Source organism: Streptomyces sp. CC224B (genome assembly GCF_030010595.1).
Classification (GTDB): domain Bacteria; phylum Actinomycetota; class Actinomycetes; order Streptomycetales; family Streptomycetaceae; genus Streptomyces; species Streptomyces longispororuber.
Genome location: NZ_JASCXL010000014.1, coordinates 42,033 through 57,644, shown reverse-complemented (window position 1 = coordinate 57,644; position 15,612 = coordinate 42,033). Strand labels below are relative to the sequence as shown.

General features: G+C 73.1%; 11 protein-coding genes. 4 read left to right on the top strand and 7 right to left on the bottom strand.

What is annotated here, in order from left to right; all coding sequences use genetic code 11:
* Positions 1-344: 344 nt before the first annotated feature.
* A complete protein-coding gene (locus tag QK440_RS08260) occupies positions 345-1,919 on the bottom strand; it encodes a diaminobutyrate--2-oxoglutarate transaminase family protein (protein WP_282792335.1) in 1,575 nt (524 codons plus the stop codon).
* A gap of 384 nt (positions 1,920-2,303) precedes the next feature.
* On the opposite strand from QK440_RS08260, the gene QK440_RS08255 reads away from it, so the two are divergent.
* Together QK440_RS08255 and QK440_RS08250 are read left to right on the top strand one after the other, a co-directional pair.
* Positions 2,304-3,536, top strand: a complete 1,233-nt coding sequence (locus tag QK440_RS08255) for a hypothetical protein (protein ID WP_282792334.1) — start codon at positions 2,304-2,306, stop codon at positions 3,534-3,536.
* A 427-nt stretch (positions 3,537-3,963) separates the two neighbouring features.
* The gene (locus QK440_RS08250) at positions 3,964-5,178 is read left to right on the top strand and encodes a hypothetical protein (protein ID WP_282792333.1); all 1,215 of its coding nucleotides are present in this window, start codon (positions 3,964-3,966) and stop codon (positions 5,176-5,178) included.
* A gap of 246 nt (positions 5,179-5,424) precedes the next feature.
* Here QK440_RS08250 and hflX read toward each other — a convergent pair whose 3' ends face one another.
* From hflX to miaA, 6 genes are all read right to left on the bottom strand, one after another.
* Complete coding sequence (gene hflX, locus QK440_RS08245; RefSeq protein WP_282792332.1) at positions 5,425-6,915, bottom strand: GTPase HflX; 1,491 nt, start codon at positions 6,913-6,915, stop codon at positions 5,425-5,427.
* 504 nt (positions 6,916-7,419) lie between these two features.
* Positions 7,420-9,012 carry a M1 family metallopeptidase gene (locus tag QK440_RS08240; protein ID WP_282792331.1) on the bottom strand — a complete coding sequence of 531 codons (1,593 nt, stop codon included), beginning with the start codon at positions 9,010-9,012 and terminating at the stop codon, positions 7,420-7,422.
* A gap of 300 nt (positions 9,013-9,312) precedes the next feature.
* Entirely contained in the window at positions 9,313-11,481 is a 2,169-nt protein-coding gene (locus QK440_RS08235; RefSeq protein ID WP_282792330.1) for an HD domain-containing protein, read from the bottom strand.
* Positions 11,482-11,927: 446 nt separating this feature from the next.
* Entirely contained in the window at positions 11,928-12,815 is an 888-nt protein-coding gene (dapF, locus tag QK440_RS08230) for a diaminopimelate epimerase (protein WP_282792329.1), read from the bottom strand.
* A gap of 106 nt (positions 12,816-12,921) precedes the next feature.
* On the bottom strand, positions 12,922-13,413 hold the full coding sequence (locus QK440_RS08225) for a hypothetical protein (RefSeq protein WP_282792371.1): 492 nt from the start codon (positions 13,411-13,413) through the stop codon (positions 12,922-12,924).
* A 107-nt stretch (positions 13,414-13,520) separates the two neighbouring features.
* On the bottom strand, positions 13,521-14,459 hold the full coding sequence (gene miaA / locus QK440_RS08220) for a tRNA (adenosine(37)-N6)-dimethylallyltransferase MiaA (RefSeq protein ID WP_282792328.1): 939 nt from the start codon (positions 14,457-14,459) through the stop codon (positions 13,521-13,523).
* A gap of 181 nt (positions 14,460-14,640) precedes the next feature.
* On the opposite strand from miaA, the gene QK440_RS08215 reads away from it, so the two are divergent.
* Positions 14,641-15,078 (top strand): hypothetical protein, encoded by a 438-nt coding sequence (locus QK440_RS08215; protein ID WP_282792327.1) that lies wholly within the window; start codon positions 14,641-14,643, stop codon positions 15,076-15,078.
* Between the two features lie 36 nt (positions 15,079-15,114).
* Complete coding sequence (locus QK440_RS08210; protein WP_282792326.1) at positions 15,115-15,408, top strand: antitoxin; 294 nt, start codon at positions 15,115-15,117, stop codon at positions 15,406-15,408.
* Positions 15,409-15,612 lie beyond the last annotated feature (204 nt).

The window sequence follows — 15,612 nt, the reverse complement described above, 5'->3', positions numbered from 1 at the left end:
GGGCGCGCCCGGGACGGACCGGCCGCGTCTGCCCCGCCGATGGGGGGAGGCGGCGGACAGGGCAGACAGTCGACGGGACGGACCCGGGAGCCGGAACAGACCCGGAGGCCGGGAGAGACGGTGGACGGGTCAGCCCCGGGACCGGAACGACGGTGGACCGGGGCAGACGGGGTGGGCTGGCACGGACGAGGTGGACCGAGACGGACGAGGTGACCAGGACAAGCGAGGTGGACCGGGGCAGACGGGGTGAACTGGGACGGACGAGGTGGATCGGGACAGACGGTGGGCCGGCGCGGGCCATGAACAGGGGGAAGGGCGGCGGACATGGGGAGCGTGGGCGTGGGCTACCGGTGGTGGGCGCGCGTCACCGTGGCGAGCGCGTCGGCGAGGCGGTCAAGGACGGCGGTGGCCTGTTCGTCGGTGATGGTGAGCGGCGGGAGGAGGCGTACGACGCTGGAGTGGCGCCCACCGAGTTCGACGATGAGTCCGCGGCGCAGGCACTCCCGCTGTACGGCTGCGGCGAGTTCGGGGGCGGGCGGGAGCGGGCGGGTCTCCGGCAGCTCGTGCGCGTGGTCGCTCGGGCGCTGGTGCGGCTCGGCGCGGTCGCCGGGCACGGTGGCTGCGGAGGACGGGGTGCCACGGGGGCGGGCGGTGTCGGAGGGGTCGTCGCCGGTGCGGGCGGCGGGCACGGTCCGGGTCCGGTCCTCGCCCCCGGGGGTCGGCACACCGGCACGACCGGCACTCCGCGCGGGGTCCGGCTCGCCACCGCCCGGAGCGGGAGGGGAACCGGCCGGATCGACCAGTTCGACGCCGAGCATGAGGCCGCGGCCGCGGACCTCGCCGACGCAGGAGTACTCGTTGCCCAGGGACCGCAGGGCGGCGAGCATGCGGGCGCCCAGGGTGGCGGCGCGCTCGGCGAGGTGGTGCTCACGGACGTAGGCGAGGGTCGCCGCGCCCGCGGCCATGGCGAGCTGGTTGCCGCGGAAGGTGCCGGCGTGGGCACCGGGCGGCCAGACGTCGAGGTCGTCGCGGTAGACGACGACGGCGAGCGGGAGGCTGCCGCCGATCGCCTTGGACGCGACGAGGACGTCGGGCACGATGCCGCTGTGTTCGACGGCCCAGAAGGCGCCGGTGCGTCCGACGCCCGTCTGCACCTCGTCCGCGATGAGCGGAATGCCGCGCGCCGCCGTGATGTCGCGCATCCGGCGCAGCCAGGTGTCGGGGGCAGGGAGCACACCGCCCTCGCCCTGCACGGGTTCGACGATCATCCCGGCGGGGGCGGGCACGCCGGACTTGGGGTCGTCGAGCACGTTCTCGGTCCAGCGGGCGCCGAGTTCGGCGCCACGGGGGCCGCCGACGCCGAAGGGGCAGCGGTAGTCCTGCGGATAGGGCAGGCGCGCCACCCGTACGTCCCGCGCGCTTCCGGATGCTTCGAGCGCCCCCGCTGTCATCCCGTGGTACGCGCCGGTGAAGGCGAGCAGTCCGTCCCGTCCGGTCGCGGTGCGCACCAGTTTCAGCGCGGCCTCCACCGCGTCCGTGCCCGCGGGCCCGCAGAACTGGACGCGTGCGCGCTCCGCGAAGCCACGGGGCAGCGTGTGGAACAGCTCGGTGGTGAAGGCGTCCTTGACGGGAGTGGCCAGGTCGAGGACGTGCAGCGGGGCGCCCGAGTCGAGCACGGCGCGGATGGCCTCCAGGACGACGGGGTGATTGTGCCCGAGGGCGAGGGTGCCCGCGCCGGAGAGGCAGTCCAGGTAGCGCTGTCCGTCGGCGCCCTCGATCGTCATCCCGCGCGCGCGTACGGGCACGATCGGCAGGGCGCGCGCATAGGTGCGCGCCGCGGACTCGCGCGCCGACTGGCGGCGCAGGATCCCTTCGTGTGCCGCGGACACCGCCGCGGGAGCAGGCTCGGTCACGGCCACGACTGTTGGTCCTCCCACTGGGACGGGGCAGGACCCGCCGCATCCGGCCGGGTGCGACGGGCGGGTTGGCGCGGAGGTGAACGCGTGCCGCGTGTCCCCCGTACGTACCAACGACGGCGAGGGCGGGGGATCACGGGTTGCCCGAAGATCCTTGCCGTGACGGAACCGTTGCAACTCTGTCGGCTGTCCCCGACGGCACCGGCATAGTGTGGGGTGCCGTTCATCAGCACCAAGGCGTTCAGAATCCCTGAGCGCCGTGGTGCTCAGGGATGATCGACGCCGACGTGGCGGACGTACGCGAAGTCGTACGGACGGCGCACGGGAGGCGTGGACACCACGGGTGTCCGGCATTGGAACGATTCGAGGCCCAGGGGGATTCTCACCATGCGACCCATACGTCCGCTCTTCACCGCTCGTCGTGGGAGGAGCGTGCGCGGCAGGACCTCCCCCGTGGCGGCCGCTGTCGCGCTCGGCGCCGCGCTCGTCCTGACGGCGACGGCCTGCGGCCCCGGCGACGACAAGGACGACTCGTCCGCGGCGCAGCCGGCCGGCGACAACGGTGACGGCGACGGCAAGATCCGCCTTCCCGGTGACCTCGAGGACCGGCTCAAGGAGCACGGCATCGACGTCGACAAGTGGAAGAACGGCGCCTGGCGGGACTGGGACAAGGACGACTGGCTGCGCGAGGCGGGCGAGTTCGTCAACCCGATCATTGAGGACCTGTGGGACCCGGACCGGATGCGGGACGCCGACAAGAACCCGGACCGCGGCGTCGACGACAGCGACATCTCCGGCGACCAGGGCGTCACGGACCCGACGCCGGAGCCGGTCGAGGCGGCGGCCGTGAAGGCGCCGTACCACGACCAGGTCCCCGCGGCCGGCAAGCTCTTCTTCGACGGCCCCGAGGGTTCGATGGTCTGCTCGGCCACGGTGGTCAAGGACCCGAAGAACCCGGGCAAGTCGAACATGGTGTGGACGGCGGGCCACTGCGTCCACGCGGGCGCCAAGGGCGGCTGGTACCGCAACATCGCCTTCGTCCCCTCGTACAACGACGCCGGCAAGCCCACGGCGCAGCTCCAGGGCGCGCCCAAGGAGGAGGTCGCTCCGTACGGCGTGTGGTGGGGTGACTGGGCTCAGACGTCGGACCAGTGGATCGAGCAGGGCGGTCCGACCGGCGGCAAGGGCGCTCCGTACGACTTCGCGGTGATGCATGTGACGCCGGAGAAGGGCGGCAGCGGCAAGTCCCTGGAGGAGACGGTCGGCGCCGCGCTGCCCGTGGACTTCAACGCGCCCGCCGTGGCGGACATCAAGGACATGACGGCGACGGGCTACCCGGCGGCGCCGCCGTTCGACGGGCAGCGGCAGTTCCAGTGCGCGGACAAGCCGGGCCGGCTCTCGATCAGCGAGCCCGACCCGACGATGTACCGCATCGGCTGCACCATGACCGGCGGTTCGTCCGGCGGCGGCTGGGTCGCCCAGGGCGAGGACGGCAAGCCCGCGCTGGTGTCGAACACCTCGATCGGCCCGGTCACGGCCGGCTGGCTGGCGGGTCCGCGCCTGGGCGACGAGGCCAAGGGCATCTACGACGCCGTCAGCAAGAAGTTCGCGGGCCAGTAGGCGGAGGCGCGCCGGCTGGTGGGTTCGTCCGCGCGGGGCGGGCCCGCCGGCCGCGTGCCACGGGGCGCGGCTTGAGCCGTGTTCCTGTCAGCGCCGACCGCCTCGGCCCGGAGCCGCCCGGGGAGTCGCCCAGGAAGCCGCTCGGGCCCCGGCCGCTGCGGCCTCAGCCTGCTTCCGCGCGGCAGGGCGCGGCGACACCGAGGCACCGAGGCACCGAGGCACCGAGGCACCAGCTTGCCTCGTACACCCGCTTTGTACGTCCACGTACGCGTATGCGACCGAGGCGGCGAAACCTTCACGACCTCGCCGCCGTACGTCCCCACCTGCACAGGCATAGTGGGAGGCCACGTCGGCCGGGGCGGCGGACGCCACGCCCACGCCTGACACGCACATGGCAAATACACATTCCTACGGGGGTTCCAGCTCCATGCGTTCCATTCGTGCGCCCTTCGCGCGCGGCCGCGGTCGCCGTACCGCGCTCGCCGTCACCGGGCTCGCCGCGACTCTCGCGCTCACCGCCACGGCCTGCGGGCCGAGCGACGACGAGGCGAGCGACACGTCGGGCTCATCCGGGACCTCGCAGGGCGCGGACAAGGGGTCCGGCTCGGGCGGCGGCGGGCTGCCGGCCGACCTCACGGACCGGCTCAAGGAGCACGGCATCGATCCGGACAAGTGGAAGGACGGTGCCTGGAAGGACTGGAGCAAGGACGACTGGCTGCGCGAGGCCAAGGACTTCGTCAACCCCGTCATAGAGGGGCTGTGGAAGCCCGAGCGGATGCGCAAGGCGAAGGACCCGAACAAGACGATCGCGGCGAAGGACGCGGCCGCCGACCAGGGCGCGACCGACCCCGAGCCGCAGCCGGTCCAGGCGAAGCCCGAGAAGACGCCGTACCACGAGAACGCCGCGCCCGTCGGCAAGATCTTCTTCGACTCCCCCGAGGGCTCGATGGTCTGCTCGGGCACGGTCGTGAAGGACCCGCGCAACCCGGGCAGGTCCAACCTCGTATGGACCGCGGGCCACTGCGTGCACGCGGGTGCGCGGGGTGGGTGGTACCGCAACATCACCTTCGTGCCGGCCTATAACGACCTGAACAAGTCCGAGGCCGAGCTGAGCAACGCGGCACCGCAGGAGATCGCCCCGTACGGCCAGTGGTGGGCGGACTGGGTGTCGACCTCCGGCGAGTGGATCGACCGGGGCGCGGCGTCGGGCGGGGCCGGTGCTCCGTACGACTACGCCGTGATGCACGTGAAGCCGCAGCAGGGCAGCAAGTCCCTGGAGGAGACGGTCGGCAACGCGCTGGACGTCGACTTCTCGGCCCCGTCCGCGCGGAGCGTGGGTTCCATGGGTGCGTGGGGCTACCCGGCCGCGCCGCCGTTCAACGGCCTGACCATGCACAAGTGCATCGACAAGCCGGGCCGTCTGTCGCTGGACCCCACGCAGCCGACGATGTTCCGCATCGGCTGCACCATGACCGGCGGCTCGTCCGGCGGCGGCTGGTTCCGGGTCGTGAACGACGAGACCAAGCTGGTGTCGAACACCTCGATCGGCCCGGCGCAGAACACCTGGCTGGCCGGTCCGCAGCTCGGTTCCGGGGCGAAGCGGGTCTTCGACATGATGAGCGAGAAGTACGGGGCTCAGTGATCCTGGCGGATCACTGAGCGTGATGCGCGGGCGGCCCTGCGGTTCGATCCGGCCCCTGCAGTTCGATCCGGCCCCTGTGGCTCCGGGCGCCCCGCGGTTCGGGGGCCTGCGACGCGGGGCACGGAGGCCACGCCGCCCCCGCACGGGCCCCACGCGGCTGAGGCCCCGCTCCCTGTGACAGGGAACGGGGCCTCAGCCGTGTGGGTCAGCTCGCGAGCACGCCGCGGCGGGCCTGCTCGCCCGGCGTCAGTGCGCCGCCGGGACGAACGGAGCGAGCTCCGCCGCCAGCACCTCGTGCACCCGTGCCTTGAGCAGCGTGCCCTCGGCGGTGTGCTCCTCGGAGAGCACCTCGCCCTCGGCGTGCGCGCGCGAGACGAGCTTGCCCTGGGTGTACGGCACGAGGGCCTCGATCTCGACCTCGGGCCGCGGCAGTTCGGCGTCGATGAGCGCGAGCAGCTCCTCGATGCCCTCGCCGGTGCGCGCCGAGACCGCGATCGCGTGCCGCTGCGTGCGCAGCAGCCGCTGGAGGGTCAGCGGGTCCGCCGCGTCCGCCTTGTTGATCACCACGATCTCGGGGACGTCCGTCGCGCCGACGTCGCGGATCACCTCGCGGACAGCCGCGAGCTGCTCCTCGGGCGCCGGGTGCGAGCCGTCCACCACGTGCAGGATCAGGTCGGACTCGCCGACCTCCTCCATCGTGGAGCGGAAGGCCTCCACGAGGTGGTGCGGCAGGTGCCGGACGAAGCCGACCGTGTCCGCCAGCGTGTACAGGCGGCCGCTCGGGGTCTCGGCCTTGCGGACGGTCGGGTCCAGCGTGGCGAACAGGGCGTTCTCCACCAGGACCCCCGCCCCCGTGAGGCGGTTGAGCAGGGAGGACTTGCCGGCGTTCGTGTACCCGGCGATGGCGACCGAGGGCACCTGGTTGCGCTTGCGCTCCTGGCGCTTGATCTCGCGGCCCGTCTTCATCTCCGCGATCTCCCGGCGCATCTTCGCCATCTTCTCGCGGATCCGTCGCCGGTCCGTCTCGATCTTGGTCTCACCGGGGCCGCGGGTGGCCATGCCGCCACCGCCGCCGCCACCCATCTGACGGGAGAGCGACTGACCCCAGCCGCGGAGCCTCGGCAGCATGTACTGCATCTGCGCGAGGGCGACCTGCGCCTTGCCCTCGCGGGACTTGGCGTGCTGGGCGAAGATGTCGAGGATCAGCGCGGTCCGGTCGACCACCTTGACCTTGACGACGTCTTCGAGGTGGATGAGCTGGCCGGGGCTGAGCTCACCGTCGCAGACGACCGTGTCGGCACCCGTCTCGAGCACGATGTCGCGCAGCTCGATGGCCTTGCCGGAACCGATGTACGTCGCCGGGTCCGGCTTGTCACGGCGCTGGATGACGCCGTCGAGCACGAGGGCGCCGGCGGTCTCCGCGAGGGCGGCGAGCTCGGCGAGGGAGTTCTCCGCGTCCTGAACCGTCCCGGAGGTCCAGACGCCGACGAGCACCACCCGCTCCAGACGGAGCTGCCGGTACTCGACTTCGGTGACGTCCTCGAGCTCGGTGGAGAGGCCCGCGACGCGGCGCAGGGCCGCTCGCTCGGCACGGTCGAACTGGTCGCCGTCCCGCTCTCCGTCGATCTCGTGGCTCCGAGCGACGTCCTCTTCCATCAGGGCATCGGCCCGAAGACCTTCGGGGTAGTTCTGCGCGAAGCTCTGTGCGTCCTGGGAAAAGGAAGAAGAGGAGGTCATTGGGTCCTTTACGTCGATGGGAAACCGATGCGAGGGCGCTTTCGGGACGTCCGGCGTCCCGCCGCACCCCTTGGTGCGACCGCGCCTCGCGAGCGACGGCGCCACCCGTCACATGCGACAACGCTCACGACCGCCCCGGGATTCCCGGGACCGGCAGGCACCGACCCTGAGATATCCCGGAGGGGATGTCCCGGATGGGCCGCGCCGTCGACCACACGATGGTTGCACGGGACGGCCCGTCTCGTCATCTGGGTTATTGCCGGGATCCGCCCGGCCATGCGCGCCCGGGCCCGCACACATCCCCGGAGCCCGGGCCCGCGGCATCGCTGCCGACACCGGCACCGAGCCCGACACCGGCGCCAGTACCAGTACCAGTGCCCGACCCGAGCCCGACACCAGTACCAGTACCTGGACCGGCACCAGTACCAGTACCTGGACCGGCACCGACACCGACACCGACACCGACACCGACACCGGCACCGGCACCGGCACCGGCACCGACGATCAAGGGTGGACGTGCCCCCCGCCGCCATGGACGCCGTCACCGTGGGCCGCGGCAGCGTGTCCGCTCCCGCCCCGCGCGGGCAGCTTCGTCCCCGGAGCCGCCGACTTCCACTTGGGGTACCCCGGCATCGGCGGCGTCTTGGCCCCGTACAGCCAGGCCTGGAAGAACTCGTGCAGGTTCCGGCCCGAGATCTGGGAGGCCAGGCGGACGAAATCGGCCGTCGTGGCGTTCCCGTCGCGGTGGACGCGGACCCACTCGCGCTCCAGGTGCTCGAAGGCGGGCCGCCCGATCTCCTGCCGCAGCGCGTAGAGCACCAGGGCACTGCCGTCGTACATGACGGGCCGGAAGAGGCTGATCTTCTGCCCCGGTGCGGGCGCCTTGGGCGCGGCCGGCGGGCCGCCCTTCGCGCGCCACTGGTCCGAGTGCTTGTAGGCCTCGCGCATCCGCGCGTGCAGCGTGCGCCCGGACTTCTCCTCCCCGTACAGGGCCTCGTACCAGGTGGCGTGGCCCTCGTTCAGCCACAGGTCGGACCAGGTGCGCGGGCTGACGCTGTCGCCGAACCACTGGTGCGCCAGTTCGTGGACCATGATCGTGTCCACGTACCACTCCGGGAACTCGGGGCGCGTGAACAACTGCTTCTCGAAGAGCGACAGCGTCTGCGTCTCCAGCGCGAAGCCGGTCTCGGCGTCCGCCATGAGCACCCCGTACGTCTCGAAGGGGTAGCGGCCGACCTTGCTCTCCATCCAGGCGATCTGGTCGGGTGTCTTCTTGAGCCAGCGCTCCAGCCCCGCGCGGTCCTTGCTCGGTACGACGTCGCGTACGGGGAGCCCGTGCGGGCCGGTGCGGCGCGGCACCGCGGAACGGCCGATGGACACCTGGGCCAGCTCCGTGGCCATGGGGTGCTCGGTGCGGTACGACCACGTACGGGTGCCCTCGGCCTGTCCCGTCGTACGGGGGACACCGGCGCGCGTCGACGCCAGGGGGAGGCCGTTCGCGACGACGGTGAGCTCCTTGGGGGCGGTCACGTGGAACGTGAACCGCGCCTTGTCCGCGGGGTGGTCGTTGCAGGGGAACACGCGGTGCGCGGCGTCCGCCTGGTTGGCCATGGCGAGGCCGTCGGCGGTGCGCACCCAGCCGGACTCCTCCTTGCGGCCGACCGGACTGCTGGTGTGGTGGACGGCGATCCGCATGCGCTCGCCGCGCTCCACGCGCGCGTGGGGGGTGATGACGAGGTCCTCACCGCTGGTGTCGAAGCGGGCGGGCACGCCGTTGACCTCGACGGAGCGGACCTTGCCCTCGGCGAAGTCGAGGTTGACGCGCTCCAGCGGGGCGGTCACCTGGGCGTCGATCTTCGTCAGGGCGTCGAGCGGCTTGCTGTTGTCGCCGCGGTAGGTGAAGGCGATGTCGTACGCCAGGACGTCGTACCCGGGGTTGCCGAGGTGGGGGAAGAGCCGGTCGCCGATGCCGAGCGGCGGGGCCGGCTGCGGGGTGCTCGCGGCGAGCAGGGTGGCGGAGGTGGCGGTGGCGAGCAGGGCGACGGCGACGCGGAGCGTGCGGGGCCGCACGGCCTTGGGGCGTGGGGTGAGCAGCATGAGCCACCGCTATCAGCGCCCGCCTGCCGTGCCGGGGCGACGCGCGCCGGGCCACTCGAACGAGTCGGCTGCGGGTGGCCGGATGCCACAGCGACGGCACGCCGCGTGCCGTTCGGTTGCCACCCTGAGCCTCCAGGGGCCTGGTGCCGCCGCCCTGCCGCCCTCCCTAGGGGCTGTGTTGCCGCCGCTCTGCACCCCCAGGGGCTGTTGTGCCGCCCCGGGTGCGGCGGGCGGGTCACCGTCGCCCCGAGCCCTCCTGGGCCCGTAGCCGCCGCCCCGGCCTCCCGCCGAGCACCCGCCTCACGGTGCCGCCGGGGTCCGGTGCTGGGCCCGGCTCACGTCGTACACACCCGGTACGTTCCGCATCGCGCGCATCAGGACGGGGAGGCGGGCGGCGTCCGGGAGTTCCAGGGTGTACGTGTGGCGGACGCGCTGCTGGCTCGGGGGCTCCACGGTCGCCGAGATGATGGCGGCGCCCTCCAGGGCGATGGCTTCGGTGAGGTCGGCGAGCAGGTGCGGCCTGCCGAAGGACTCGGCGACGAGCGTGACCCGGCACTCGGCGCTGTCCCCCCAGCGCACGCCCACCTCCGCGCGCCCCACGTCCTTCATGCGCGCCACCGCCGGGCAGGTGACCCGGTGGACCGTGACGACGCCGCCGCGCACCGCGAAACCCGTGACCTCGTCGGGCGGGACGGGAGTACAGCACCCGGCGAGCCGTACGGTGGCGCCTTCGCGGTCGACCACGGCGTTCGCGGCGGCCGGGCGGAGGGTCGTCGGCACCTGGGGCCGGGAGGTGGCGGCCGGGACCGTCACCGGGGGCGGGGCCGCCGCGGGCGGCGGACAGGGGGCGGGGGTCGGGTGGGAGGCGAGCCAGCGGCGGATGGCGATGCGCGCGGCGGGCGTGCGCGCGTGGTCGAGCCACTCGCGGGAGGGCCCGGATGACGGGTCCTGGCCCATGAGGAGCTGCACCGTGTCGCCGTCCCGCAGGACCGTGCTGAGCGTCGCGAGGCGGCCGTTCACGCGGGCGCCGATGCAGGCGTGCGCGTCCTCGCCGTACTGCGCGTACGCGGCGTCGACGCAGCTCGCTCCGGCGGGCAGGCCGAGCGTGCCGCCCTCGGCGCGGTAGACGGCGATCTCGCGGTCCTGGGCGAGGTCCTCGCGCAGGGTGGACCAGAACGTGTCGGGGTCCGGGGCGGCCTGCTGCCACTCGAGGAGGCGTGAGAGCCAGCCGGGCCGGGTGGGGTCGGCGCGCTCGCCGTCGGCGGGCTGCTCCTCCGTGGGCGGCGCGTACGGGTTGCGCAGGGCGACGACGCCCGCCTCCGCGACGCGGTGCATCTCGTGCGTGCGGATGAGGACCTCGGCGACCTCGCCGTCGCGGCGCGCGACGGCCGTGTGCAGCGACTGGTACAGGTTGAACTTCGGTACGGCGATGAAGTCCTTGAACTCCGAGACGACCGGCGTGAAGCACGTGTGCAGCTCGCCGAGCACGCCGTAGCAGTCGGCGTCCTCGCCGACGAGGACGAGCAGCCGCCCGAAGTCGGCGGGGCGCAGGCCGCCGCGTTTGCGGTGGACGCGGTGCACGGACACGAAGTGCCGGGGTCGGATGAGGACTTCGGCCGTGATGCCCGCCTCGCGCAGGACGCCGCGCACGTCTTCGGCGATGTCCACGAGCGGGTCGGAGCCGCCGGCGTTCTTCGCCGCGACCAGCGCCTCGATCCTGGCGTACTCCTCGGGGTGGAGGATGGCGAAGACGAGGTCCTCCAGCTCGGTCTTCAGGGCCTGCACGCCGAGCCGTTCGGCGAGCGGGATGAGGACGTCCCGGGTGACCTTGGCGATGCGCACCTGTTTCTCGGGGCGCATGACACCCAGGGTGCGCATGTTGTGCAGGCGGTCGGCGAGTTTGATCGCCATCACGCGGACGTCGTTGCCGGTGGCGACGAGCATCTTGCGGAAGGTCTCGGGCTCGGCCGCCGCGCCGTAGTCGACCTTCTCCAGTTTGGTGACGCCGTCGACCAGGTAGCACACGTCGTCACCGAACTCCGCGCGCACCTGATCGAGGGTCACGTCCGTGTCCTCGACCGTGTCGTGGAGCAGGGAGGCGGTCAAGGTCGTCGTCTCGGCGCCCAGTTGGGCGAGGATCAGCGTGACGGCGAGCGGGTGCGTGATGTACGGCTCGCCGCTCTTGCGCGTCTGGCCGCGGTGCGAGGACTCGGCGAGGACGTAGGCGCGGCGCAGCGGCTCCAGGTCGGCGTCGGGGTGGTGGCCGCGGTGGGCCTCGACGACGTGGCTGATCGCGTCCGGGACGCGGTCGCGTCCGGCGGGCCCGAGCAGCGCGGCCCGGCCGAGCCTGCGCAGGTCGAGGCGGGAGCGGGCGCGGCGCCACTGGCCTGTGGAGCCCGCAGTCGCCGGGGCCGGGCCCACGGGCGTCGTGGGGCCGGGCGTCGCGGGATTCGTCGCCTCCGCACTCATGGGCACCTCCGGCAGCTCCGACCGGCGGTGTGCGGACGGCAGCCTGCTCCGTCCGGGCCGGTGCTTGATGCTACCGAGCCCATCACGCGCCGCTGACCCGCTCTCGCCGAGCGTGAAACGGATCACCCATTCGAGCGACAGTTCTGTGGAGTCGTGTTTCGCATGATGATGCGACCGGGACGCGTGCTGGTGCGACACGGAGAGACCCGTCGTGACGCGTCACGGGCCTGTGGTGACCGCGCGGCCTCCATCGGCCCGCGTCACCCCCCATAGGCTGCCGGGGGTGCCCACTGGCGCCCGGCCGCGCGGCCCCGGCTGGCCACCCGGTCGGACGGCCAGCTGGCCGGCTGGCCACCCGGTCGTGCGGTCACTCAGTCCTGCGGTCACTCGGTTGGACAGCCGCCCGGCCGTGCGGCGCACCGGGGTGGCCGTCCAACGGAGGGTCCTCAGCGCGCCGCCGAGGCCAGCCACCGCGGGTCGATCTCGCCCTCCGCGACGATCACGGCGGGGCCCGTCATCTCGATCTCGCCGTCCGGCCGCTCGGTGATCACGAGTCGGCCGCCGGGCAGGTCCACGGTGTACGTCACCGGGGCGCCGGTCTCCGCGGGGTCCAGGCCGTCCCTGCGGGCGGCGGCGACGGCGACGGCGCACGCGCCCGTGCCGCAGGCCCGGGTCTCGCCCGCGCCCCGCTCGTGCACGCGCATGGCGACGTGGCGCGGGCCGCGGTCGACGACGAACTCCACGTTCACCCCGTCCGGGTACGCGCTCTGCGGGCTGAACGGCGGAGGCTCGTAGAGGTGGCCCGCGTGGGCCAGGTCGTCCACGAAGGCGACGGCGTGCGGGTTGCCCATGTTCACGTTGCGGGCGGGCCAGTGGCGGTCGGCCACGGAGACCGTGACCTCGCCCTCGGGGAGCACGGCCCTGCCCATGCCGACGGTGATGTCGCCGTCGCCGCCGGAGGACGTGGGCTTGGCGATGTGCACGCGCTTCACTCCGCCGCGGGTGGCCACGGCCAGGTCGCCCTCGCCGACGAGCCCCGCGTGCTGGAGGTAGCGCGCGAACACGCGCACGCCGTTGCCGCACATCTCGGCGATCGAGCCGTCGCCGTTGCGGTAGTCCATGAACCACTCGGCCTCGTCCACCAGGTGCCGCGCCTCCGGGTGCGCGGCGGAGCGCACCACGTGCAGCAGACCGTCGCCGCCGATGCCCGCGCGCCGGTCGCACAGGGCGGCGACGGCGGCCGGGGACAGCTCAATGGCGTTGTCGGCGTCCGGGACGATCACGAAGTCGTTCTCGGCCCCGTGCCCCTTGAGGAAGGCGATCGGTGTGCTCATTCCTCGATCGTACGGCGTGGGTACGACAGCGGTGACGGAGCGGTCCGCCGGGGCTGCCCGGGCTGCCCGGGCTGCCGGGACTGCCGGGACCGCTGCGGCCTGCCGCTCAGCGCAGCCGGGCCACGCGCCACACGGCGAGGACGGCGACCGCGGTGACCGCCAGGGTGTACGCCGAGACCACCCGCCAGTCCGGGCGCCGCCCCGAGCCGCGCTCCGGGAAGCCGGGCCAGGTGTGGCCGACGCGGCGGGCGGCCATCATGCCCCAGCCCGCCGCGCAGGAGCTGATGAGCAGCCCGAGCATGGCGACCACGGCACCGCCGTCGCCGAACTCGAAGGCGAGCGGGAAGGCGAACATCAGGGAGCCGACGGCGGCGAGGACCACGATCGGGGCGAGCTGCCAGATGCGCAGTCTGCGCTGGGGGCGCAGCTCCACCTCGACCTCGGGCCCGGTGGCCAGCTCCGCCTCGGAGGGGCCGTCGTCGGTGACGCCGCCCGCGGTCGCCTGCTGGCTGTCCGGGCCGTCCGGGCTGAGCCGCGCTCCGTCCGGAGCGGTGTGCCGCTCGCCGTCATGTGCGGTGTCACGAGGGCCGGCCTCCATCGCCACGCGCCCTCCCACTTCGGACTCCACTGGTCGATCGATGGTCGATGATGGCACGGCGTCAGGTGCCACGATGACCGGCGGAGCGTCCCGATGCCATCACGTGATCAGGCTGTGACCGCTCGTTCGACCAACGTCAGTGCGCGTCCGGGGAGTTCCCCGCGGTCGGCGGCGGCCCCGCTGAGCCAGTGCACCCGCGGGTCGCGGCGGAACCACGTGTCCTGGCGGCGCGCGAAGCGCTTGGTGGCGCGCACGGTTTCGGCGCGCGCCTCTTCCTCGGTGCACTCCCCCGCGAGCGCCGCGAGGATCTGCTGATAGCCGAGCGCGCGCGACGCCGTGCGCCCCTCGCGCAGCCCCCGCGCCTCCAGCGCGCGCACCTCGTCGACGAGGCCCGCCTCCCACATGCGGTCCACGCGTACGGCGATGCGTTCGTCGAGCTCGGGGCGGGCCACGTCGACGCCGATCTGCACGGTGTCGTACACCGACTCGTGGCCGGGCAGGTTGGCGGTGAAGGGCCGTCCCGTGATCTCGATGACCTCCAGGGCGCGGACGATGCGGCGGCCGTTGCCGGGCAGGATCGCGCGGGCCGCGTCGGGGTCCGCGGCGGCGAGCCGGGCGTGCAGCGCGCCGGGGCCGTGCTGCGCGAGCTCATCCTCCAGCCGCGCGCGCACGGCGGGGTCGGTGCCGGGGAACTCCAGGTGGTCGATGGCACCCCTGACGTACAGCCCGGAGCCGCCGACGAGGATCGGCCAGCGGCCCTCGGCGAGCAGCCGGTCGATCTCCGCGCGGGCGAGCTTCTGGTACTCGGCGACGCTCGCCGCCTCGGTGACGTCCCAGATGTCGAGGAGGTGGTGCGGGACGCCGCCGCGCTCGGCCAGCGTCAGCTTGGCGGTGCCGATGTCCATCCCCCGGTAGAGCTGCATCGAGTCCGCGTTGACGACCTCGCCGCCGAGGCGCTGCGCCAGGAAGACTCCCAGATCGGACTTACCGGCCGCGGTCGGCCCGACGACGGCGATGACCCGCGGTGCGGGGGGTGCGCTACTCACCGCCCCAGTCTCGCAAATCCCCCCGCGTCTGCCCGAACGAGCTACGTGACGGCACGGCAGCGGGGTCGTTCCCTGTTGGGAGGTTCCAGCCGCCGGTTTCGAGGCCGGTGTCCCGGGCGACGCAATCGGACGCACCGGGCGGCGCGGGATTTCGCCCACACGAGTAACGTATGGAGTAGATATGGGCGTTTTTGCACGGTTCCGCCGGAAGTCCAAGGACACGGAGAAGGCGTCAACGGCCGAGGCCGCGACCGACACCCTCACGGCAGAGCCGGAGAAGGCGGGCGAGGAGTCCGCCACGGAGGCGGAGAAGGCCTCCGACGGGGACGAGAGCAAGGCTGGGGCAGAGAGCGGTTCCAGCGGTTCCAGGGGTTCCGCGGACGAGAAGCACGCCCCGGAGGGCGCACAGGGCCCACAGGGCGTCGGCGTCGCGGCCGACGACACGGACGTTACGGATGGTGCGGACGGCAGCAGCGGCACGGACAGCACGAGCGAGACGGACGACACGGACGCGAAGGCGGAGGCCGCCGAGGCGGCCGGGGAGAACGTGGAGATCCCGAAGCAGCAGTCCGCTCAGGAAGCGGCCGACAACGAGGCCGGTGAGGGCGCCCGTAAGTGACCCCTCGATGAGGAACCAGTGAGGAAAGGCGGACCGATGGGCTTCCTGGACAACCTGAAGGCCAAGCTCCGTCCTGCCAAGGGCAAGGCCTCGGCACTCGCGCGGCGGCACGGCGACACGATCGACCAGGGGCTGGAGAAGGCCGCCAAGGTCGTCGACCGCAAGACCAAGGGCAAGTACAGCAGCCAGATCGCCTCGGGGACGGGGAAGGCGAAGGACGCCCTGGGGCGCCTCGCCGGGACGGACGGCGGCAAGGCCGGTGGTGGCGACACCGCTCCCCCGGCCGCGCCGCCCCCGCCGTCCTCGCCGCGGCCCCCCTCGGCCTCCTGACACGCACCGGCGGACGGCCGTGAAGTCACGCAGCTTCACGGCCGTCGGCGTGTGCGCCGTCGGCGGCACGGGGCCTTGCACGCTCGCCCCTAGGACTAGGACTAGGACCAGGACCAGGGCTGGCGCCCGGGAGGGGCGTCGTCGGCGCGCACAGCGGTGCCGCCACGACAGCTCGCAGGACCAGCCCGAGGACACTAGGACACA